Origin of the sequence: Serratia sp. 14-2641, assembly GCF_001692375.1 — a bacterium.
Lineage (GTDB): Bacteria > Pseudomonadota > Gammaproteobacteria > Enterobacterales > Enterobacteriaceae > Chania > Chania fonticola_C.
Genome location: NZ_LXKR01000001.1, coordinates 237,027 through 260,519, shown reverse-complemented (window position 1 = coordinate 260,519; position 23,493 = coordinate 237,027). Strand labels below are relative to the sequence as shown.

Genomic DNA, 23,493 nt, shown 5'->3' with positions numbered 1-23,493 from the left:
CTCAGGCGCCCTTTAGTATTTATACATCTTCCGACTCAGCCCTAAACCGCCGTACCCGTTGACTGTAATAGCCCAGTGACTGCTCCAGCGTCTCCAGCGTGACCGGTTTCGACAGGCAGTTATCCATCCCGGCCTCAAGACAGCGCTGTTTCTCTTCTGCCAACGCATTAGCCGTCACGCCTATCACCGGGGCTGTAAAATCGGACCGGCGCAGGCAACGTGTCAATTCATAACCATCCATATTCGGCATATTGACATCAGTCAATACGATATCCACCGGATTGCGTTCCAGTACGCTGAGCGCATCGACACCATCATTGGCGGTAATCACCTGATAGCCCAACGATGCCAGTTGATCGGATAGCAAGCGCCGGTTAATCGGGTGATCGTCCACCACCAGCAGGCGAATATCTCCGTTATCGGCACTATTGGCCTTAACCGATAACGGCAGTTGCGCCAACGCCTTATCGCTTTCGGTAACCACACCAAATAGCCGGTTCAACAGTTGGATAGCGTCCCGTGGCGTGGAGGTACTATGCAGCCAGTAACCTGGGTGCGTTTCCAACGACGGCCCAATGTGCGCAATAGAGAGTTCGATCTGTGCCAACAGCGGAGTGTCCACCTGTAAAGGATGATCGCTGAACAGAACGTCCCCTGCCGCGGTTTGCTGCCCCTCATAACGTAATACCGTGGCACCGTAGCCGCCAAGGATCGCCTGTAGATAGCTTTCCAACCGCTGGTTACGAATTTGCAGCCACAGGTTTTTGCCCTGCCAGGTATCGCTGGCCTGCGGCGCCGGGAACTGCGCCCCAAACAGCGGAATACGAATGGTAAACAGGCTGCCGAGGCCAGGCTCGGACTCCACCGCGATATCACCGTCCATCAGGTTGATCAGTTTTTCACAAATCGCCAGCCCAAGCCCAGTGCCTTGGAAATGGCGCTGCACCCCGCTGCCAACCTGGAAGAAGGGATCAAACAGGCGCAGGACCTCTTTTTCTGGAATGCCGACGCCGGTATCGCGAATGCTGAACTCCAGATAGCTGTCACGGGTGCAGACCTGCAAGATAATACAGCCGGTGTCGGTAAACTTGATGGCGTTATTCAACAGGTTAGACAATACCTGTTGCAAACGCACGGGATCGCCATTGATACGCTCAGGCACACCTTGTTCAATAAAACAGTACAAACCGAGCCGCTTTTTCACCACCAGCGGCAAGTAGTTGCCCGCGATGTGGGTAATGACTTCCAGGCAAGAAAACTCACGAGGTTCTATTTTCAACTGCTCCGACTCAATCTTGGAGAAGTCCAGGATGTCGCTGATGATCTTCAGCAACAGCCCCGAGGAATTGTTCATCGCATTGACCAGGCGATCGACCCCTTGCGGCAACGCTTTGGTCTGCAGCAGATCCAGGTTGCCGATAATCCCGTAGAGCGGCGTGCGCAGCTCATGACTGACGGTGGCCAGGAACATCGATTTGGACTGGCTGGCCTGTTCCGCCGCCGCGGCCATTTCCTGCAGCGACTCTTCCATTTTGACGCGGGCGCTAACGTCAACCAGCACGCAGATAGCCACGTCTTCATTGCGGTAACGGGAATGCACAAAGCTGATTTGTAGATTGTTGTTATTACTGGTCATCACATCTACAAAGTTGACCTGCTGTTCGCAGATAATGCGTGTAATACGATCCCGATCCTCATTGGTCAACAGGTTGATATAGTTATGCGCCAGTTCATTACTCAGGATGTTGGTACCATCACTGATGCGCAGAATGCAGATGCCCACCGGCGCCGAAGCCACGATTTTGCGGTTGAACTGTTCATGCTCCTCCAACCGGAAGGCATTCTCTTCCGCAGGCAGGAACATCTTGCGTTCGAACAACCACGCCAGGCTGAACAACACCACGGCCGACAGCAGGTTAAGCAACACCGCATTGAGGATCAGTACCTTGAAGCGCTCCACCACGCTCTTCACCGGCAATGAATACACGATGCTGAGCGACGAAGGCGGCAGCGCCTTCTTCATGATTAGATCCTGGTAACTGTCGACATAGCCAAAATAGGTGTGTTCCTGCGGATAAACATTGAGCGAAGAGGCGTAGCGATCGCCATTGGCCAGTCGCAGCACCGATTCGTTGTTCTCATCCAGCAGATTAACTCCCACCGGCAGGTTGCTGGTGGTGACAAAGTCCTCCAGGCGGATTGTCTGTTCAATCCCCAGCAGCGCTTCCAGCTTGTTGCCGACATAGACCGGCGTCATCACATACAGATAACCTACATCAGGCCGCTGCTGGCTGGGGCTGATCCAGTAAAGGTTATTGTCTTTCTCCGCGCTGTTGGCGGCGTTACGGTATTTAAGGATGCGCTCATGCAGCGCCTTGAGCACGTTTTGCCGATCGGTGATACCGTTGCTGCTACCGAATTCCGTCATGCACAGGCTGTCACTGCCGATAAAAAACACCCGGTTCAGATCATAGGCCGCGACAAAGTTTTCTTTCCAGTATTGGATCAGACTGTTTAACGACGTGATCGAGTCACGGTAGTTAGAGTTCAGCGCACAGTTGGATTCTGGGTACAGCGGCTTCATCTCCGGCTGGCTGTCTTGGCCATTCATCATGCCGGTGAACAGCTCGAGGCTCCCTACCGTGCCGTTGAGGCGGTTTTCCGCCATGTATTTGATGTCGCGGATGATATCCGCCGAGTGGCGAATGTAACCCTGAGCCTGGTCAAAGTTGAGATTATATTCCTGCCTGATATCGGATTCTTTCTCATGCACGATATCCAGGATATAAAACGTGGTCAGCAGTGCACCCAGCGACCACAGCATGAACGCCAGCACCCGAAACAGATAGCGGGAAATTTTTAACGTGGTACGGAAAGAGGCTAAGTATTTCAAGCAGGTACCATGCCAGAGTAAGGGGTGACGAGCATAATCATAGCAAAACAACGATCCCGTGCAGCATCGACAAGTGATTGCAGCAATTAAACCATACAACTGAAAAAGGGCCTAGCATCGCTGCCAAGCCCTTTTTGAACCACCCAGATTATACGGCCAAGGCCGTGCTATTTAGGCGTTCTCGTCATCCATATCGTCTACGGCGCCGGTATCCTCATCACCCTCATCGAGTGGTGTGGTATCTTCTTCCGCTTCGTCGCTTCCTGGTTCAAGGCTATCAAGCTCTTCATCTTCAACCGGTTCAGCAACGCGCTGCAGGCCGACGACGTTCTCGTCTTCCGCAGTACGGATCAGGGTAACACCCTGGGTGTTACGGCCAACCACGCTGACTTCCGCGACACGGGTACGCACCAGCGTGCCTGCATCGGTGATCATCATGATTTGGTCGGTAGTTTCTACCTGCACAGCCCCAACAACCTGGCCATTACGCTCGCTGACCTTGATGGAGATAACCCCTTGGGTCGCACGCGATTTGGTCGGATATTCCGTTACCGCAGTACGCTTGCCGTAGCCGTTCTGCGTCACGGTCAGGATATCGCCTTCACCGCGTGGAACAATCAGCGAAACTACACGATCGCCTTCACCGAGGTTGATACCGCGTACGCCGGTAGCGGTACGGCCCATCGAGCGCACCTGCCCTTCTGGGAAGCGCACCACTTTACCGTTGGCGGAGAACAGCATCACTTCGTTGCTGCCGTCGGTCAGGTCAACACCAATCAGCTCGTCACCCTCGTTGAGGTTAACGGCGATGATGCCAGCACTGCGTGGGCGGCTGAACTCGGTCAATGCGGTTTTCTTCACGGTACCGCTGGCGGTAGCCATAAACACATGGCGCCCTTCTTCGTATTCACGCACCGGCAGAATGGCGGTGATACGTTCGTTGGCTTCCAGCGGCAACAGGTTGACGATCGGGCGGCCACGAGCACCACGGCTGGCTTCCGGCAGTTGATACACCTTCATCCAGTACAGGCGACCACGGCTGGAGAAGCACAGGATCGTGTCGTGGGTGTTGGCCACCAGCAGACGATCGATAAAGTCTTCTTCTTTAATACGGGCGGCTGACTTGCCTTTACCACCGCGACGCTGCGCTTCATAGTCGGTCAGAGGCTGATACTTCACGTAGCCCTGATGCGACAATGTCACGACCACATCTTCCTGGTTGATCAGGTCTTCGATGTTGATATCAGACGTGTTGGCGGTAATTTCGGTACGGCGTGCGTCACCGAACTGATCGCGCATGGCCACCAGTTCTTCACGGATCACTTCCATCAAGCGGTCTGGGTTTTCCAGAATAAAGATCAGCTCAGCGATGATGTTCAGCAGCTCTTTATACTCGTCCAGCAGCTTCTCGTGCTCCAGGCCGGTCAGTTTCTGCAAGCGCAGATCCAGGATCGCCTGAGCCTGTTGCTCGGTCAGGTAATATTTACCGTCACGGATACCGAACTCTGGCTCCAGCCACTCTGGGCGTGCAGCGTTGTCACCGGCGCGTTCCAGCATCGCCCCGACGTTACCCAGATCCCAAGGTTGCGCGATTAACGCAATCTTCGCTTCTGCCGGAGTCGGCGCGCGGCGGATCAATTCGATAATCGGGTCGATGTTGGCCAACGCAATGGCTAACGCTTCCAGGATATGGGCGCGATCGCGGGCTTTACGCAGTTCGAAAATGGTACGGCGGGTCACCACTTCACGGCGGTGGCGCACAAATGCACGCAGAATATCTTTCAGGTTCAGCAACTTTGGCTGGCCCTGATGCAGTGCCACCATGTTGATACCGAAGGTGACCTGTAGCTGAGTCAGCGAATACAGGTTATTCAGCACCACTTCACCCACGGCGTCACGTTTGACTTCAATCACGATGCGCATACCGTCTTTATCAGACTCGTCACGCAGCGCGCTGATGCCTTCAACGCGTTTCTCTTTCACCAGCTCGGCAATTTTCTCGATCAGGCGCGCTTTGTTCACCTGATAAGGAATTTCATGCACGATGATGGTTTCGCGGCCGGTTTTAGCGTCCGCCTCTACCTCGGCACGGGCGCGGAGATACACTTTGCCACGGCCAGTACGGTAGGCTTCTTCAATACCACGACGACCATTGATGATTGCCGCCGTCGGGAAGTCCGGGCCTGGGATGTGTTCCATCAGCCCTTCAATGCTGATGTTTTCATCCTCGATATAGGCCAGACAGCCATTGATAACTTCAGACAGGTTATGCGGCGGAATGTTGGTCGCCATACCTACGGCGATACCGGACGAGCCGTTGACCAGCAGGTTCGGGATCTTGGTTGGCATAACGGCCGGGATCTGCTCGGTACCGTCATAGTTTGGCACGAAGTCGACGGTCTCTTTTTCCAGATCCGCCAGCAGTTCGTGGGCGATTTTCGACATGCGCACTTCGGTATAACGCATTGCTGCGGCGGAGTCGCCGTCCACAGAACCGAAGTTACCCTGGCCGTCCACCAACATGTAACGCAACGAAAACGGTTGGGCCATACGGACGATCGTGTCATACACCGCGCTGTCACCATGCGGGTGATACTTACCGATCACGTCCCCAACGACACGGGCCGATTTCTTGTATGGTTTATTCCAGTCGTTACCCAGTACATTCATCGCGTACAGAACGCGGCGGTGCACCGGCTTCAGTCCATCACGAACATCTGGCAACGCACGGCCGACAATAACGGACATCGCGTAATCCAGATACGAGCTTTTCAGCTCTTCTTCGATATTTACCGGTGTGATTTCTCTGGCAAGGTCGCTCATGGAGCTGCTATCCCTCATACTGAATGATTCATCTGCCTTGGCGTAGTGCCAAAGGTGTAAAACTATATCACAAAGCGCGCTTTACGGGGAAATTACCGGCGCTGTTTCGCTGAAATGTGCTGCCCTGCGGGCGAAAATTGCCCCGGTAACAACAGCGCTGCGCCAAGCGTGCCGGAACATGTATAATCTGCACCATAAGAGAACCAGGAGCTAATAACGCCCATGAATGCTGAATCATCCCGTCACGCGCCAAACGTTGATCACCAGGAAATCGCCAAATTTGAAGCTGTCGCCTCGCGCTGGTGGGATTTGGAAGGTGAGTTCAAGCCGTTGCATCGGATCAATCCGCTGCGTCTGAATTATATCATGCAGCGCGCAGGAGGCATTTTTGACAAACAAGTGCTCGACGTTGGCTGTGGCGGCGGCATTCTGGCAGAGAGCATGGCGCGTGAAGGTGCGTTGGTGACCGGGCTGGATATGGGGGCAGAACCGCTCCAGGTAGCGCGGCTGCATGCGCTGGAAAGCGGTATGCAGGTGACCTACGTGCAAGAAACGGTAGAAAGCCATGCGCAGGCTCATCCGCAACAGTATGACATCGTCACCTGTATGGAGATGCTCGAGCACGTCCCGGATCCGGCCTCCGTCGTGCGCGCCTGTGCGCATTTGGTCAAACCAGGCGGCCATGTGTTCTTCTCCACCATCAACCGCAATACCAAAGCCTGGCTGATGGCGGTCATCGGCGCTGAATACGTGCTCAAGATGGTGCCACAGGGCACCCATGATCATAAGAAGTTCATCCGCCCTTCTGAACTGATCGGTTGGGTCGACGGCACCGAGCTGCGTGAAAAACATATCATCGGGCTGCATTACAACCCGATCACCGACCATTTCAAGCTGGGCCGCAACGTGGATGTGAACTACATGGTGCATACCCAGCACCAGGGTTGAAACTGCCATAACGTACCGGTGGCGATGTTTCCGCCGCCGGTGCACCTAAGCGTATAAGATAAATACCTATTTATCCGTTTTCGATCAAAAAAGCCGATCTAAACCGTTTTTAAGAATATAAAAGCAGATCAATATGCGGTTTTTTTCTAACGTTTAATAAAGCGGCAAACGATCGGGGTTTTCACAAAATCAGCAAAATCTCATCGCGCTTATTGACAACCTTGTCACCCCAGATAGGGCGCGCACTAGGAACAATTGGTAACATTTCACCCCCAAGTTATCCACAAGATCGGCAGGTTTTGTTCACTTGCAAACCCACTGTTTTATCACTATCTTGTTACCTCACCGACATACACCCCCTATATATAGTGTTTACATACTGAGCAGAGCGACTACACTTTCTGCTTAGGGGAATCTCACGGACAGGTAAAAATGAACCAAAGCCTACTTGTAACTAAACGCGATGGCAGTAAAGAGCGCATCAACCTCGACAAAATCCACCGAGTCATCGACTGGGCCGCGGAAGGTTTAAACAACGTCTCGGTCTCTCAAGTAGAGTTACGTTCACATATTCAGTTTTATGATGGCATCAAGACCGCCGATATTCATGAAACCATCATCAAGGCCGCAGCCGATCTGATCTCCCGTGACGCACCGGACTATCAGTATCTGGCCGCTCGCCTCGCCATCTTCCATCTGCGTAAAAAAGCTTACGGCCAGTTTGAGCCACCGAAGCTGCTCGACCACGTCGCACGCATGGTGGAGATGGGCAAATACGATAAACATCTGCTGGAAGACTACACCACTGAAGAGTTCGAGCAGATGGACTCCTTTATCGATCACTGGCGTGATATGAACTTCTCTTACGCTGCCGTGAAGCAGTTGGAAGGTAAATATCTGGTGCAGAACCGCGTCAGCGGCGAGATTTACGAGAGCGCCCAGTTCCTGTATATCCTGGTAGCCGCGTGCCTGTTCTCCAACTACCCGCGCGCCACCCGTCTGGACTACGTAAAACGTTTCTATGACGCGATCTCCACCTTCAAGATTTCACTGCCTACGCCGATCATGTCTGGCGTGCGCACTCCAACCCGCCAATTCAGCTCTTGCGTGCTGATCGAGTGTGGTGACAGCCTGGATTCCATCAACGCCACCTCCAGCGCCATTGTGAAATACGTTTCACAGCGCGCCGGTATCGGTATCAATGCTGGCCGTATCCGTGCCTTGGGTAGCCCAATTCGTGGCGGTGAAGCCTTCCACACTGGCTGTATCCCGTTCTACAAACACTTCCAGACCGCGGTGAAATCCTGCTCTCAGGGCGGCGTACGTGGTGGTGCAGCAACGCTGTTCTACCCAATGTGGCATCTGGAAGTGGAAAGCCTGCTGGTGCTGAAAAACAACCGTGGGGTTGAAGGCAACCGCGTCCGTCATATGGACTACGGCGTGCAGCTCAACCGCCTGATGTATCAGCGCCTGATCAAGAATGAAGACATCACCCTGTTCAGCCCGTCTGACGTTCCAGGGCTGTACGACGCGTTCTTCGCCGATCAGGACGAGTTCGAGCGCCTGTATACCCTGTATGAGAAAGACAGCAGCATTCGTCAGCAGCGAGTGAGAGCGGTAGAGCTGTTCTCACTGATGATGCAGGAACGTGCTTCTACTGGCCGTATCTACATCCAGAACGTCGATCACTGCAACACCCACAGCCCGTTCGATCCGCAGATCGCCCCGGTACGCCAGTCAAACCTGTGCCTGGAAATCGCTCTGCCGACCAAACCGCTGGATGACGTTAACGACGAAAACGGCGAAATCGCGCTGTGTACGCTGTCCGCATTCAACCTAGGTGCGATTGAAAGCCTGGACGATCTGGAAGAGCTGGCGACGCTGGCTGTACGTGCGCTCGACGCCCTGCTGGATTATCAGGATTACCCGATCAAAGCCGCTCACCGTGGTGCGATGGGCCGCCGCACCCTGGGTATCGGGGTGATCAACTTCGCCTATTACCTGGCGAAGAACGGCGTACGCTATTCCGACGGCAGCGCCAACAACCTGACCCACAGAACCTTCGAAGCGATCCAGTACTACCTGCTGAAAGCCTCGAACCGTCTGGCTCAGGAGCAAGGGGCTTGCCCGTGGTTCAATGAAACCACCTATGCGCAAGGCATCTTGCCAATCGATACTTACAAGAAAGATTTAGACGCGATCTGTAACGAACCGCTGCATTACGACTGGGAAAGCCTGCGTAAAGAGATCAAAGAGACCGGCCTGCGCAACTCAACGCTGTCTGCCTTGATGCCGTCGGAAACCTCGTCGCAGATCTCCAATGCCACCAACGGCATTGAGCCACCGCGCGGCCATATCAGTATCAAAGCGTCCAAAGACGGTATTCTGCGCCAGGTCGTTCCTGAGTATGAGCGTCTGAAAAATGACTACGAACTGCTGTGGGAATTACCGAATAACGACGGTTACCTGCAACTGGTTGGCCTGATGCAGAAATTTATCGATCAGTCGATCTCGGCGAACACCAACTATGACCCAACCCGTTTCCCGGGTGGCAAGGTGCCGATGAAGCAGTTGTTGAAAGATCTGCTCACCACCTACAAGTTCGGTGTCAAAACGCTGTATTATCAGAACACCCGCGACGGTGCAGATGATATCCAGGAAGACATGCAGCCTGCTCAGGGCGGCGATGACGACTGTGAAGGCGGCGCCTGCAAGATCTAACGTTTGACACAGCGGGCCGGAACTCTTCCGGCCCCTTTAATTTTCAGCCCGGCACTAATGGATCCAAGCTCATGGCTTACACTACTTTTTCTCAAAACAAAAACAACCAGTTGCTTGAGCCGATGTTCTTCGGCCAGTCGGTCAACGTGGCGCGTTTCGACCAGCAAAAGCATGAAATCTTCGAAAAGCTGATCGAAAAACAGCTCTCCTTCTTCTGGCGTCCGGAAGAGGTTGACGTCGCGCGCGATCGTATCGACTATCAAGCGCTGCCGGAACATGAGAAGCACATCTTCATCAGCAACCTGAAGTATCAGACGCTGCTGGACTCCATTCAGGGCCGTAGCCCTAACGTGGCATTTCTGCCGCTGATCTCCATTCCGGAGCTGGAAACCTGGATCGAAACCTGGTCATTCTCAGAGACCATTCACTCGCGTTCCTACACCCATATCATTCGTAATATCGTTAACGATCCGTCGGTGGTGTTCGACGATATCGTCACCAACGAGGAGATCCTCAAGCGGGCAAAAGATATCTCCGGCTACTACGACGATCTGATCGAAATGACCAGCTACTATCATCTGCTGGGTGAAGGCACGCATCAGGTCAATGGTAAAACGGTGACCGTTAACCTGCGCGCCATCAAAAAGCAGCTGTATCTGTGCCTGATGAGCGTCAACGCGCTGGAGGCCATTCGTTTCTACGTTAGCTTCGCCTGTTCGTTTGCTTTCGCCGAGCGTGAGCTGATGGAAGGCAACGCCAAAATCATCAAGCTGATCGCCCGCGACGAAGCCCTGCACCTGACCGGTACGCAACATATCCTGAACCTGATGCGCTCAGGCGCCGATGACCCAGAGATGGCCGAAATCGCCGTGGAATGCCAGCAACAGTGCTATGACCTGTTCGTCCTGGCGGCACAGCAAGAGAAAGAGTGGGCCGAATATCTGTTCCGCGACGGCTCCATGATTGGCTTGAACAAAGACATCCTGTGCCAGTATGTGGAATACATTACCAATATCCGCATGCAGGCCGTCGGCCTGGGCTCACCGTTCCCTACCCGCTCCAACCCAATCCCGTGGATCAACGCCTGGCTGGTGTCGGATAACGTGCAGGTGGCTCCGCAGGAAGTGGAAGTCAGCTCTTACCTGGTCGGCCAGATTGACTCTGAAGTCAACGCCGACGACCTGAGTGATTTCGAGCTGTAAGTGGCTGCACCAACCATCACGCTGCGTGCCACCGGTACGCAGCTCTCCTGCCCCGAAGGTGAGAAATGCCTGCTCGACGTGCTGGAACTGCATAAGGTGGAGGTGGAATACCAATGCCGCTCCGGCTATTGCGGTGCCTGCCGAGTGAAATTACTGAAGGGTGAGGTCGCTTACCACCAGCAGCCGTTGGCATTTATCAATCATGGCGAGATCCTGCCCTGCTGCTGCATGCCCGCCATGGATATCGAGCTGGAAATCTAACTCAATAAAATAATCATCGAACACTGAATACCCTAAGAAATTCAAGTTGCAGCCAACAACGCTGCAGCTTGAAAGGCGACGGGTATCAATGCCCAAGACGAAGAGTCTCAAACACCCGCAAAGCGTGTAACAACTCAATCCCACAGCGAATACCCCTTATATTGTTATGATCCATAAGGGATATCTCACCGCCATGAACGAGTTTCTACTCGATAATTTCCACAATTTCCAGCCAGCCGTTTTTGCCGCAAACCTGGCCGCCATTCAGCCAACGACGCAGCATATCCAGCGCCAGCATCGCGACCGACTCCTGACGTAAACGCAGGCCATGACGTGATGCGCGATAGCTTACCGTCTGGCCAATACCGCCTTTGGGCGTATGCAGGACAACGCTGACACGATCTCCTGCCATGGCGCTAACCGCCAGCGCCAGCTGTGCGCCGGTGAGCTGCGCCAAAGACTGGGCTCGCGCCAGCACCGTTGCCAACGTTTCGCAGCAATGCGCCGGTAACAGTTCGCCACCGGCTAGCGGGGCAGCTTCGCTCTGCAACTGCAGGTTGATCAGGCCGGCGGTAAATTGCTCGCTCAGCGCCAACGTCAAGTTCTGCTGCTGTAAGCGTTGTGTCAGCTCTGCCGGTAGCCCAGCCGTACCTTCAAATATCGTATTGTCACCCGCAACCTGCCGCACTCGCTGCCAGGCTTGTTCCATCGCGGCACGCTGAGCCTGTGGGCCAGTCAACTTCAATTCAATAATCGGACTGGAAGAGCGATAGCCCAGTACGACACCCGGCGGCAAAGGCATGCCGTCCAGTTCAGCAGCCAAGTCGCTTTCCGAAGTCCCGAAGGTGGTAAGGCGAAGACACAACGGCGGCTTAGGCAGAGTAAAGCCTTGGCGCAGGCGTGGCAGGATCTGCTCTTCTACCATCACTTTAAATTCGGAAGGCACGCCCGGCGTAAAGAACATCCGGCATTTATTCAGCGTTAAGGCAAAGCCGCAGGCGGTACCTACACGGTTATCCAGCATTTCCGCATTAGCCGGGATCTGCGCCTGTTTACGGTTTGAAGCTGCCATTGGGCGGCCACGTTCCGCAAAATAGGCTTCCATACGGGCGATCCATTCAGGATGTTCGACCAATTCGGTATCACAAGCCTTGGCCGCTGCCAACGCACTGAGATCGTCGCTGGTTGGCCCCAGACCGCCGTTGACGATCAGCACGTCGGCAATATGGCTGCGCTCCTGCAGGATTTCGATCAGCGAAGAAAGGCTATCCCCCACCGTTTCGCGTCCGCTCATCGGTAAGCCTTGCTGGAACAGGTAATCTGCCAGCCAGGCAGCGTTGGTATCAATAATTTGCCCATGCAGCACTTCATCACCAGTGCTGAGCATCTCCACCCTTAACATTGACCTCTCCCTTTATGTTCAGATCCCTCCACTATAGAAGCCTGTAAACAACTTTTCACTACACAGCCAACGATATTGCTGTCTAAAGGCATTTTTTATTACCGACGCAACCCGATCAATGTCCGTAAATTTAGATGTACACCATACGTAACGCCGGTTTGACACAAAATCGGCAATCAACTATTCTGCCGCACTAAAAATAGGGCCCCGAAAACGCCCCTAAATTATCCAATAGCAGAGAAAAACGTGAAGAATCGCACGCTGGGCAGTGTTTTTATCGTGGCAGGCACCACCATTGGTGCAGGGATGCTGGCTATGCCCCTGGCGGCAGCGGGCGTAGGTTTTGGCGTAACGCTCGCACTGCTGGTGGGGCTGTGGTTATTGATGTGCTATACCGCACTGTTGCTGGTCGAAGTTTATCAGCATGAGCAGGCGGACACCGGCCTGGGAACGCTGGCCAAACGTTATCTCGGCGGCGGTGGTCAGTGGCTTACCAGCTTCAGCATGATGTTCTTGATGTATGCGCTGACCGCAGCCTATATCAGCGGCGCTGGCGAACTGCTGGCTGTCAGCATCAGCCAGTGGACTTCTCAGGACTTCCCGACTTACCTCGGCGTGCTGCTGTTCACCCTGGTCGCCGGGGGGATCGTCTGCATCGGCACCCATTCGGTGGACCTGTTCAACCGTATTCTGTTTACCGCCAAGTCGATTTTCCTGATCGTCATGCTTGGCCTGATGATGCCGCACATCCAGCAAACCAACCTGCTGACGCTCCCGCTAGAACAAGGGCTGGCGCTCTCGGCCATCCCGGTGATCTTCACTTCGTTTGGTTTCCACGGCAGCGTACCCAGCATCGTCAACTATATGGGCGGTAACATCCGCAAGCTGCGTTGGATCTTCATCATCGGCAGTGCCATCCCGTTAGTGGCTTATATCTTCTGGCAGTTAGCGACGCTGGGCAGCATCAGTTCCACCACCTTTGTCGGCATTCTGGCACAACAGGCCGGGCTGAACGGTTTACTGCAAGCGGTGCGTGACGTGGTCGCGTCGCCTCATGTCGAACTGGCGGTGCACCTGTTTGCCGATTTGGCACTGGCAACCTCGTTCCTGGGGGTTTCGCTCGGGTTGTTCGACTTCCTGGCCGATCTGTTCAAGCGCCGGGATAATGTGCGAGGCCGCTTGCAGACCGGCGCCATCACCTTCCTGCCGCCATTGGCATTCGCACTGTTCTATCCACGCGGTTTTGTGCTGGCACTCGGGTTCGCGGCAATTGCGCTGTCGGTACTCGCCTTGTTGCTGCCTTCATTGCTGGTCTGGAAAACTCGTCGTCGGCATCAGGCCAGCTATCGAGTCTGGGGCGGGACGCCAGCGTTGGCGTTGGTGTTTGTCTGTGGGGTGGCGGTGATTGCCATTCAGCTCAGCATCGCGAGCGGCCTGTTACCGGCTATCGGCTAAAGCGGAAAACATTGGGGCGCCGCATGGCGCCCCTTTAATCGCAGGCAGGATCAGAAGCCCACGCCCACACCAATATAAGGGCCATCGGCGATCGCGTTGTCGCGGTTACCGTCTTTACCTTCGATGTTGATGTAACGATAACCGACATCCACATTGAACGGACGCACGTTTAAGCGCAGCCCGCCATTAGCTTCGTTGTAGGCTTTTGCCCCGCTGGTCAAAGACTCCGGCGCAAAATAGCCTTCGCCATACAGGCTGAGATAGCGGTTGAGATCCCATTGCAGACCGCCCCCTAATGCCAATGCCCCACCATCTTTGCCATCTCTCGGGCTAAGATAAATGGCCTTGCCGCCCACGGTGGCCGTCAAAGGCCCAACCGGCAGGCCGAAGCTCAACCCCAGACTCCCGATGTCACCATCATGATCGCTACGGATCCAGTTGCCGCTGATCCCTAAGCCCGCCGTTGTTCCCCCCAAGCCTACACCAAGGTTGGTGTAATGTTCCCCTGCCTCACCGCTCACGCTGATTGCATTGGCAGAGCCAGCCACAAACAGCAAACCTGCTGCGCACGCGACTAAAGTTTTGTTCATTATTGATCCTTTTCATTCTTCATCATCAGGGAGTGATGATGTCTGGCACCGGAAAAAATACGCGGGTAAGTGTAACTGAATTGTCATCAATCCCCGGCTAATTTAAAGCAATAAGCCGTTAATTTTTCAATAAACTGTAAACAAATGCCAATCAGTTACCCCAAAATTACAACGATAAGCGCTGCCTATTTGCCGAGGACTGAGAATAAGTCTACAACTAGAAGTGCCTTTGATGAAGGTCAGCAGGGCTGGCCTTTTCATTAGTTAATATGATGAAGATCTGCAGCACCCGAAACTGAGCTACCAACTTAACTGCAACACAGTAAGGAGCAATTGATGAGCAAGAAAGGATTAACTACCGCGGCTGGCGCGCCCGTTGTTGATAATAATAACGTGATCACCGCCGGTAAGCGCGGCCCGATGCTACTTCAAGACGTTTGGTTCCTGGAAAAACTGGCCCACTTTGACCGCGAAGTGATCCCAGAGCGTCGTATGCACGCCAAGGGGTCAGGAGCTTACGGCACCTTTACCGTCACCCACGATATAACCAAGTACACCCGCGCAAAAATCTTCTCTGAGATTGGTAAGCAAACCGAGATGTTCGTCCGCTTCTCTACCGTTGCCGGTGAGCGCGGGGCTGCCGACGCCGAACGTGATATCCGCGGCTTTGCCATGAAGTTCTATACCGAAGAAGGTAACTGGGATCTGGTCGGTAACGATACTCCGGTGTTCTACCTGCGCGATCCACTGAAATTCCCTGACCTGAACCACGTGGTAAAACGCGATCCGCACACCAACCTGCGCAATCCGGTGTATAAATGGGACTTCTTCTCCCATCTGCCTGAATCACTGCACCAGTTGACCATCGACTTCAGCGACCGTGGCCTGCCTAAATCCTACCGTCATATGCACGGTTTCGGCAGCCACACCTTCAGCTTTATCAATGCCAATAACGAGCGTTTCTGGGTCAAGTTCCACTTCCGCTGTGAGCAAGGCATCGAAAACCTGATGGACGATGAAGCAGAAGCTATCATCGCCAAAGATCGTGAAAGTTCGCAGCGCGATCTGTTCGACTCCATCAAGAACGGTGACTTCCCACGCTGGAAACTGCAAATCCAGATCATGCCAGAACATGAAGCGTCACAAACCCCGTATAACCCGTTTGACCTGACCAAAGTCTGGCCGCACGGCGACTACCCGCTGATCGATGTCGGCTTCTTCGAGCTGAACCGCAACCCGGATAACTACTTCTCCGAAGTAGAACAAGTGGCCATGAACCCGGCTAACGTGGTGCCTGGCGTCAGCTTCTCACCGGATAAAATGTTGCAGGGCCGTCTGTTCTCCTATGGCGATGCGCACCGCTACCGCCTGGGCGTCAACCATCACCAAATCCCGGTAAACGGTGCCAAATGCCCGTTCCATAACTATCACCGCGACGGGGCGATGCGGGTGGATGGTAACAGCGGCAACGGCGCAACCTATGAGCCAAACAGCTTTGGGGTGTTCCAGGAGCAACCAGATTTCAGCGAACCGCCATTGAGCATCGAAGGTGCCGCCGATCACTGGAATCATCGTGAAGACGACGATTACTACAGCCAACCGCGCGCGCTGTTCAATCTGCTGAGTGCCGAGGAGCACCAACGTATGTTCACCCGTATCGCCGGTGAGCTGTCGCAGGTGCCAGAACAGATCCAACGCCGTCAGGTTGAGCTGTTCACCAAGGTACATCCTGATTACGGCAGCGGCGTTGCCAAGGCCCTGGGCCTGAAATAATCGGTTACACCAATAGCAAGGCCGCCCTCGGGCGGCCTTTTTTGCAACGCTACAGATTATGCCTGCAGTTGGCTACTCGCCCACTGTTGTAGACGACGGCGCGAAATCTTGATGCCGCCGTTTTTTAGCTCGTCGGGCAACGCCAATGCGGCAATCGGCCGCTGGAAGTTCGCCAGCCGGTCCTGCGCCCAAAGCATTAACCCCTCCAGCGTCAACTCGCCTTCCAGATCGACCACCGCTACCGGCCGTTGGCCAAACTCTGCATCGTCAATCGGCACGATAAACACCTGCAACACCTGTGGATGCGCGGCAAACACACGTTCCACATCTTCCGGCTGAACGCCTTCCCCGCCGCTGAAGAACAGGTTATCCAGCCGGCCAATAATACGCAGTTCACCCTGCTCCATCGCGCCACGATCGCGGGTATGGAACCATCCTTGCTCGTCGGTAATGGGCACTAGCTCGCCCCGCAACCAATAACCCAGCGCCAGGCTGGTGGAGCGGATCCAGACCTCCTGATCCACCAGGCGTATTTCACGGCCTGGTAAAGGTGCCCCAACGCCGGGCAGCTCGTCGGCACGCTTGGCGCAAACCGTTGAAGCCAGCTCCGTCAAACCATAGCCGCACCAGCAGTGGATCCCTACCGCCTCGGCCTGCTGGGTGAGTGACACCGGGATCATCGCACCGCCGAGCAGCACTTCTTTTAGCGCATGCTTGGCCATCGGTTCAGACAGCAAGCGCCAAAGTTGAGTTGGCACCAGCGAAGCATGGGTACATCCCGCCAACGCATCGGCCAAGGGTTGCATTTCACGCACCACAAGCTGTGCACCCACCGCCAGCCAGCGCCAGATAATGCCCTGACCAGACACGTGAAACAGCGGCAGCGAGAGCAGCCAGCTGTCTTGCGGCTGAAACTCCAGCAGTTGCAACACGCCCTCTGCACTGGCAAGGTGGCCGGCATAGCTATGGGCGGCGGCTTTTGGCAAGCCGCTGGAGCCGGAAGTCAGCGTCAACGTCGCCAGTCTTTGTTCATCCCATGGCAACAACTGCAAGTGGCACTCATCAACGCCCGGCGGCGACAAGACGATCGCGCCAGGGGGCAACTCAGGCAAGCCATCCGGGCTGAAAGCAAAGTCGATATCCAGATCCGGCAGCAAGGCCGCCAGCATCGGCGCAGGCAGCGTCGGATTGAGCGGCAGCAGCCGCGCACCACACTGCAAGAGCGCCAGATAAGCCAGCAGCAGTGGATAGCTGTTTTTCCCACACAGCAGCACACCGCTACCGGGTAACACGCCCTGGCGCTGAAAGTCGGCAGCCAGCACTTCTACCTGCCGCTGTAACATCAGCCAACTGACCGGCTGTTGTTCGAAGATCACCGCGGTCGCCTGCGGGCGCTGTTTGGCCCAATGCCGCCACGGCCAATCACTCAACTGCGCCATACACACTCCAAGGAATCAATGCCCAATAAGGGCAAGGTGCTCTCTGGCCAGTTGCGTATCAACTGGGCCTGCATCAGGTTCAACGTATCCAAACCTGGCACCGTTTGCGGCGTCAGCCAATGCGCGATGCGCGCCAGTTGCGTCAACCCCAGACTGGACTCAATACTGGAACTGATCACTGCCACCAATCCGGCCTGATGCGCCTGCATGACCAGTTCACGGCAGCGGACCAGGCTTCCCACCAAGGTCGGCTTGATCACAATCGCTGCCACGCCCGGCTCGGCCTGCACGACAAAATCGGCTTCACGCACGCTTTCATCCCAAGCGATGGCAATCCCGGTTGCCTGGGCAAACTCACGGGATTCGTCACGGGTTTTGCAGGGCTCTTCCAGAAACGCAATGCGATCGCGCCATGCCGGGTTAACGTATTTGGCAAAACCGTCCGCTTTGGCCCGGCTCCAACTGCGGTTGGCATCGAGCCGTAGCTTGAGATCGGGCAAGGCTTCCAGCAATACGTTGACGACCATGCCATCGCGTACCGCCTCATACAGCCCCACTTTGACCTTGGCCACTTTCTCCCCCGGCAGTGCCGCCAACAGATCGAACAGCTCGTCCGGATCGCCAGTGCATAGAGGTGCCTTGCGGTAGTCGGCCTGCATTGGCAATTGCCCGGCCATTTCCGCCAGGGCACAGCTGGTGCCGAAGGCCACCGATGGCCATTCGCTCTGCGCAGGCCGTTCACCCGCAACCCAAGCCTGCACCCAGGCCAAGGTAGCCTGCTGCGCCTGGTCGAGTGTCTCCTGGCTGAACTCCGGTAAGGGAGCTATTTCCCCCCACCCTTGCTGCCCATCCTGTTGCAGGTGGATCAGTAAGCCATCTCGGGTTTTCAGCCGCTGGTTGCGCAGCACTACGCCCGCCTCCATCGGCAGGCTATAGCGATAGATCGCAGCAACACGGGTTAGTGCCGTCATTACGGGTTACGCTTGAATTTGCTGAAGTCAGGCTGGCGTTTTTCGATAAATGCGTTGCGCCCTTCCTGACCTTCATCGGTCATATAGAACAACATGGTGGCGTTGCCCGCCAGCTCTTGCAGCCCGGCCTGACCATCGCAGTCGGCGTTCAGTGCGGCTTTCAGGCAGCGTAGGGCCATAGGGCTGTTCTGCAACATTTCACGGCACCAGCGCACGGTCTCTTTTTCCAGATCGGCCAACGGCACCACGGTGTTGACCAGGCCCATATCCAGCGCCGCAGCGGCGTCGTATTGACGGCACAGGAACCAGATCTCACGGGCCTTCTTCTGGCCGACGATACGCGCCATGTAGGAAGCACCCCAGCCGCCGTCAAAGGAACCGACTTTCGGCCCGGTCTGGCCAAAGATGGCGTTATCGGCCGCAATGGTCAGATCGCACATCATATGCAGCACGTGACCGCCGCCGATAGAATATCCGGCCACCATCGCCACCACCGGTTTAGGGCAGGTGCGGATCTGGCGTTGGAAATCCAGCACGTTCAGGTGGTGTACGCCGCTGTCATCACGATAGCCGCCGTAGTCACCGCGCACTTTCTGATCGCCACCGGAACAAAAGGCTTTATCCCCGGCACCGGTAAGAATGATGGTGCCGATGCCGTCGTCATAGCGCGCGTTCGACATCGCCTCGATCATTTCCTTCACCGTGTGCGGGCGGAAGGCGTTACGCACCTGCGGGCGGTTGATGGTGATTTTAGCAATGCCATCGCTGGACTTGTGATACAGGATGTCTTCGAAATCACCCGAGCAGTCCTGCCAGTCGATCGCGGCGTACAGTTGTTCTTCATTGGGATACAGCATGTTTGGTTCCTTTTTTTGCAAGAAATGCATCGAGCGCGGCGGCAAAATCTGCCGGATTGGCCAGATGAGCGTTATGACCCGCTTCTGGCACGGTTTGCAATGGCAAACCGGCATCGCGCGCCAACGCCTGAAACTTGTGATCGTCGGCACCGCATAACACCATCACTGGCAGTGCCAACTGTTGTAATTGTGGCACCAGCCAAGGTTGCCGCCCAAGAGACGTCGCCTCCAGCATATCGGCAATGGCAGGGCCGTGGTTGTCGGCACGGGCGGCGATCAACGCCTCGCGGTGTACCGGGCTGAGGTTGGCAAAGACCGGTTGGAGATACCAGTCGGCCAATACCGTTTTGATCCGTTCGGTGCGGAAACGCTTCGCCCAGGCGGCATCATGGGCACGCCGCTGGGCACGTAAATCCTCGTTCTCCAACCCTGGATTGCCGCCTTCGATCACAATACCTTGTAGCCCTTGCGCTTCTCCGCAGCAAGCATGGTACATGGCAATGCGCCCACCGAGTGAATAGCCCACCAGCCAGTAACGCTCGATATTATGCTGCTGCAGCGTGGCGGTGATTTGCCTGCTGACGTCGGCAAAGTCCAGGCAGGATTGATCGGCAGAGTCGCCATGGCCGGGTAAATCAATCGCCAGCGAGGGCCACTGTTCACAACGCGAGGCGATCACCCGCCACTCATTGTTGTTCCCTAGCAGACCGTGCAGCCAGATCAACCATGGGCGTTGGCTTTCACCCTGTTGTAACACGCGGGAAGCCAGCATCAGTTTGCCCCCATTTTTTGTACCAGATGTTGCAAGGTTTCTGCGCCATCGCTCGGTGGCACCTGCAACTCAATCAGCGTGGCTCCGCTGTGACGCCAGGCTTTTTCCACTGCCTGCTGCAACTGCCCCCAGTTTTCCGGGCAGGCATAATCAAGCTGGAACATGGCTGCCGCCTGGCTGAACTCCACATCCTGCGGCATACAGTAAAACCGCTGGCGCTCAGGTTCCGGCGTTGGCAACAGCGAGAAAATCTGCCCGCCATTGTTATTCACCACGATCAGCACCGTGGGTGCCGAACATTGGCGCAACAGTGCCAGGGCGTTCAAATCGTATAGCGCGGAGAGATCGCCTACCACAGCCAACGTCGGCTTGGCTGTAGCGCGCTGGACCCCAGCCGCGGTGGAAATTAGGCCGTCGATACCGCTGGCCCCGCGGTTGCTGAACACCGGATAACCGGCAGGCAACTGGGTTAAGGCATCGATCAGGCGCACAATCAGGCTATTACCGAGAAACAGTTGGCCGTTCTCTGGCAACAGCTCAGGCAGGCGATGGGCCAGTTGGGCCTCACCAAACCGGTTAACCAGGTATTGCGACGTCGCATCGAGGGCATCATCCGCCAACGCGGACAGATCGCCAGCCCAAGGTGAGCGAGGTTGCGCCGGATGCAGATCGAGCCACTCGCCAACGGTAGAACGAATACGGCGGCCACGATGATGCGCAGGATCGAGCCGCCCAGGCAGATCGTCGATCAGCCAGAACTCCTCCGGCTGGCAGCGCTCCTGCCACTGCAGCAGGCGTTTGCCCGTCAGGCTGCTGCCAAACTGCACCACCAACTGCGCACTTGCCAACAGATCGCGAGCCTGGGGGTTAGCCAGCCATAAGTCGGCACAGGGCAACGGTTGCCCCGTTTGCGAAAGGGCATCGCCGATCAGCGGCCAACCGAGCATGCCCGCCCATTCAGCCAGTTGCACGCCCTCTTCCGCCCCCATCCTGCCAGCGATAATCACGCCGCGCTTCTGCCGCCAGAAAAACCAGTCCGGCTGCTTAATAACCTGATGGGGATCCATTTCACGCAGCCAAGGGTGAGTATCCTGCCACCAGTCCCCTAACTCTGCCGACCACTGCTCATACAGCTGTTCATCTCCGCCATATAACGGCTCCGCAAACGGGCAGTTGATATGCAGGGCACCCTGCCGTAGGCGCGCCATCGCACTGTCCAGGGTAGATACCAGCCAGCGAGCCGGAATATCCGGGCTGGGGCGTGGCAAATCGATGTTCAAGGTGGGGTGGCTCGAGTAGAGGCCGTTTTGGCGGATCGCCTGATTGGCTCCGCAGTTAATCAACTCCGGCGGACGATCGGCGGTGAGAAACACCAGCCGCTCCCCGGTTAGCCCAGCTTCGATCAGGGCAGGATAAAGATTTGCTGCCGCGGTACCCGAGGTGACGATCACCGCCACTGGCTCACGCGTGGCCTTTGCCAGGCCGAGCGCTAAATGGCCCAGGCCCCGCTCATCGAAATGAGTATGACAGACAAAAGCGCGGTTCGCGGCAGCGGCCAACGTAAGAGGCGTGGAGCGCGATCCCGGAGCGATACAGACATGCCGCACTCCATGGCGGACCAGCGTTTCCAGCAGCAACGCCGCCCACCGGCGATTAAAAACACTTGTCGACATATTTCGCTCATCAGTAGTAAACAGAGGTTACGCGCCGAAGCCTACCCAAAGGAGGTAGCGAACCGGGGATCATAACTCTGAATTATATAAGTAATTATCTTTACGGCTTTTGCGCTGGCGCAAAAACGCCGTATTTCCCTGTGGCAGGTGGCCTGCAATAAATCAATTTCGACCCACCCATGCCAAATAGCGCCCCGAAAGAGAACAAAAAAGAAACATATAAAACACAACAAGTTTACACACGAAGATCGGCCTGCTCAATGCGCCTGCCCAGAATGTTCTGACTGCAACAGAGTGCGTAATCCCGCCGCCTTGTTTTCGATCTCTTGCCACTCCTGCGCCGGATCGGAACCGGCCACAATCCCCGCCCCGGCATACAGTTCAACCCGAGCATCCTCGATCTGGCAGGAACGCAGCGCAACACAGAACTCAGCCTGTGCCGCAGAAAGATAACCCGCAGAGCCAGCATACCAACCGCGGGAAAAAGGCTCATGCTGGCGGATAAACTCACGCGAGGCCTGGCGCGGCAACCCGGCCACCGCAGCCGTCGGCTGCAATCGTTGCAGGCAATCGGCATCATCACACTGGTTCAGTTGCCCTTCAATACGCCGCCGCAGATGCTGTACCTTGCGCAACCGTACCACTTCTGGTGGCAACACATCGACCGCTCTGGCACCGCCTTGCAAGCGCTGGCAGATATCATCAACCACCAGCAGGTTTTCCTGTTGGTTCTTGCCGTCTTGCAGCAACCATTGAGCCAGTGCCTGGGCTTGCCGCTCATCGGGATGGTTGGCAACCGTGCCCGCCAACGCTTCGGTCAGCAAATGTTTTCCTTCACGCAGGTACAATCTTTCCGGGCTGGAGCCAAGAAATGCGGAATGTGCATCAAAGCGCAGCATAAAGTGGTAGCATTGGTGATTCACCCTGCGGCTGGCGGCCATCATCGCAGGGGCAAACAACGGACTCTCCAGCGTCAACACTGAGCTGCGCGCCAAGACCACCTTATCCATCTGCTGCCGATTTATCGCCTTCAGCGCATCGCGCAGCATGATTTCCCACCCGGAACGTTCCGGCTGATGCTGCACCGACAGCACTTTCACCTGTAAATTCTCGATCGGTTTGATCACCAGCAGATTTTCAAGCCAGGCAAGCGCCGCTTGGGCGTCATCACTCAATGCCTCTTCAGAAAACAGGTTTAGCGTCAGTTCACACTTGCCTTGGCGGCTGAGAATTTCCAGGCGCGGCAAAAACAGCTGGGCGTCACCGTCAAAGGCAGTCAGCCCCCATAAACGGGCCGCAGGATAGGCATTCACGAATGCCTGCGCCATTGAAGGGTTTGGAAACTGCCGCAAAGCGCCGCACACCGCCGCCTCCTGCCGCCCTTCGCGATGACGCCAGTAGAATTGAGGGAACAGCACCTGCGCCGCCAGCCACTCCAGCAGCAAATCGCTCAGATGGCCGGGAACCACCAGCGTTAGCTGCCGAAATCCGGCTTCACGGGGAAAGCCGTGCCCAAGCTGCTGACGTAGCCGCCGCAGCAATCCCGAAAGTTGTTCCACTACCACCTCATTAACCAAACGCTATGTGGGGAATTATACGGTAAATCAACCCTCACGGGCGGAAAAATAGCGCCTATTAACCCATACCTTCCGCCGCTAATTATTTATTAAAATTGAAGTTTGAGATTAAAAAACGACCACACGCGCGCGACGG

At 55.7% G+C, this 23,493-nt stretch carries 16 protein-coding genes; 6 read left to right on the top strand and 10 right to left on the bottom strand.

What is annotated here, in order from left to right:
- Positions 1–19: 19 nt before the first annotated feature.
- Positions 20–2,893 carry a two-component system sensor histidine kinase RcsC gene (gene rcsC / locus A6U95_RS01135; protein ID WP_065683118.1) on the bottom strand — a complete coding sequence of 958 codons (2,874 nt, stop codon included), beginning with the start codon at positions 2,891–2,893 and terminating at the stop codon, positions 20–22.
- 171 nt (positions 2,894–3,064) lie between these two features.
- Positions 3,065–5,716, bottom strand: a complete 2,652-nt coding sequence (gene gyrA, locus A6U95_RS01130) for a DNA topoisomerase (ATP-hydrolyzing) subunit A (RefSeq protein ID WP_065683117.1) — start codon at positions 5,714–5,716, stop codon at positions 3,065–3,067.
- 222 nt (positions 5,717–5,938) lie between these two features.
- On the opposite strand from gyrA, the gene ubiG reads away from it, so the two are divergent.
- The 4 genes from ubiG to yfaE all read left to right on the top strand — a co-directional run bounded on the left by ubiG (position 5,939) and on the right by yfaE (position 10,848).
- Positions 5,939–6,664 carry a bifunctional 2-polyprenyl-6-hydroxyphenol methylase/3-demethylubiquinol 3-O-methyltransferase UbiG gene (ubiG, locus tag A6U95_RS01125; protein ID WP_021178493.1) on the top strand — a complete coding sequence of 242 codons (726 nt, stop codon included), beginning with the start codon at positions 5,939–5,941 and terminating at the stop codon, positions 6,662–6,664.
- A gap of 432 nt (positions 6,665–7,096) precedes the next feature.
- Positions 7,097–9,385 carry a class 1a ribonucleoside-diphosphate reductase subunit alpha gene (gene nrdA / locus A6U95_RS01120; RefSeq protein WP_065683116.1) on the top strand — a complete coding sequence of 763 codons (2,289 nt, stop codon included), beginning with the start codon at positions 7,097–7,099 and terminating at the stop codon, positions 9,383–9,385.
- A 71-nt stretch (positions 9,386–9,456) separates the two neighbouring features.
- Positions 9,457–10,587 carry a class Ia ribonucleoside-diphosphate reductase subunit beta gene (gene nrdB, locus A6U95_RS01115; RefSeq protein ID WP_024485993.1) on the top strand — a complete coding sequence of 377 codons (1,131 nt, stop codon included), beginning with the start codon at positions 9,457–9,459 and terminating at the stop codon, positions 10,585–10,587.
- Positions 10,588–10,848, top strand: coding sequence for a class I ribonucleotide reductase maintenance protein YfaE (gene yfaE, locus A6U95_RS01110; protein ID WP_065683115.1), 261 nt, complete (start codon positions 10,588–10,590; stop codon positions 10,846–10,848). It abuts the gene before it with no gap.
- Between the two features lie 205 nt (positions 10,849–11,053).
- On the opposite strand, the gene A6U95_RS01105 is transcribed toward yfaE, so the two are convergent.
- On the bottom strand, positions 11,054–12,250 hold the full coding sequence (locus tag A6U95_RS01105) for a nicotinamide mononucleotide deamidase-related protein YfaY (protein ID WP_065683114.1): 1,197 nt from the start codon (positions 12,248–12,250) through the stop codon (positions 11,054–11,056).
- A 246-nt stretch (positions 12,251–12,496) separates the two neighbouring features.
- On the opposite strand from A6U95_RS01105, the gene tyrP reads away from it, so the two are divergent.
- Positions 12,497–13,705, top strand: coding sequence for a tyrosine transporter TyrP (gene tyrP, locus A6U95_RS01100; protein ID WP_024529612.1), 1,209 nt, complete (start codon positions 12,497–12,499; stop codon positions 13,703–13,705).
- A gap of 50 nt (positions 13,706–13,755) precedes the next feature.
- Here the strand turns inward: tyrP and A6U95_RS01095 are convergent, their stop codons facing one another.
- Entirely contained in the window at positions 13,756–14,295 is a 540-nt protein-coding gene (locus A6U95_RS01095) for a YfaZ family outer membrane protein (protein ID WP_065683113.1), read from the bottom strand.
- A gap of 336 nt (positions 14,296–14,631) precedes the next feature.
- Here A6U95_RS01095 and katA point away from each other — a divergent pair, with 336 nt between their 5' ends.
- Positions 14,632–16,068 (top strand): catalase KatA, encoded by a 1,437-nt coding sequence (katA, locus tag A6U95_RS01090; protein WP_021178500.1) that lies wholly within the window; start codon positions 14,632–14,634, stop codon positions 16,066–16,068.
- Positions 16,069–16,124: 56 nt separating this feature from the next.
- Here the strand turns inward: katA and menE are convergent, their stop codons facing one another.
- The 6 genes from menE to menF form a co-directional block, all read right to left on the bottom strand.
- Positions 16,125–17,507 (bottom strand): o-succinylbenzoate--CoA ligase, encoded by a 1,383-nt coding sequence (gene menE / locus A6U95_RS01085; RefSeq protein WP_065683112.1) that lies wholly within the window; start codon positions 17,505–17,507, stop codon positions 16,125–16,127.
- Entirely contained in the window at positions 17,495–18,478 is a 984-nt protein-coding gene (gene menC / locus A6U95_RS01080; RefSeq protein ID WP_065683111.1) for an o-succinylbenzoate synthase, read from the bottom strand. The genes menE and menC overlap by 13 nt, the downstream gene beginning before the upstream one ends.
- Entirely contained in the window at positions 18,478–19,335 is an 858-nt protein-coding gene (gene menB / locus A6U95_RS01075) for a 1,4-dihydroxy-2-naphthoyl-CoA synthase (RefSeq protein WP_021805976.1), read from the bottom strand. Before menB ends, menC begins: the two co-directional genes overlap by 1 nt.
- Positions 19,319–20,107 (bottom strand): 2-succinyl-6-hydroxy-2,4-cyclohexadiene-1-carboxylate synthase, encoded by a 789-nt coding sequence (gene menH, locus A6U95_RS01070; RefSeq protein ID WP_065683110.1) that lies wholly within the window; start codon positions 20,105–20,107, stop codon positions 19,319–19,321. The genes menB and menH overlap by 17 nt, the downstream gene beginning before the upstream one ends.
- Positions 20,107–21,780, bottom strand: coding sequence for a 2-succinyl-5-enolpyruvyl-6-hydroxy-3-cyclohexene-1-carboxylic-acid synthase (gene menD / locus A6U95_RS01065; protein WP_065683109.1), 1,674 nt, complete (start codon positions 21,778–21,780; stop codon positions 20,107–20,109). Before menD ends, menH begins: the two co-directional genes overlap by 1 nt.
- A 257-nt stretch (positions 21,781–22,037) precedes the next feature.
- Positions 22,038–23,339: an isochorismate synthase MenF gene (gene menF / locus A6U95_RS01060; RefSeq protein ID WP_065683108.1), complete on the bottom strand. Its 1,302-nt coding sequence runs from the start codon at positions 23,337–23,339 to the stop codon at positions 22,038–22,040.
- Positions 23,340–23,493: the final 154 nt, after the last annotated feature.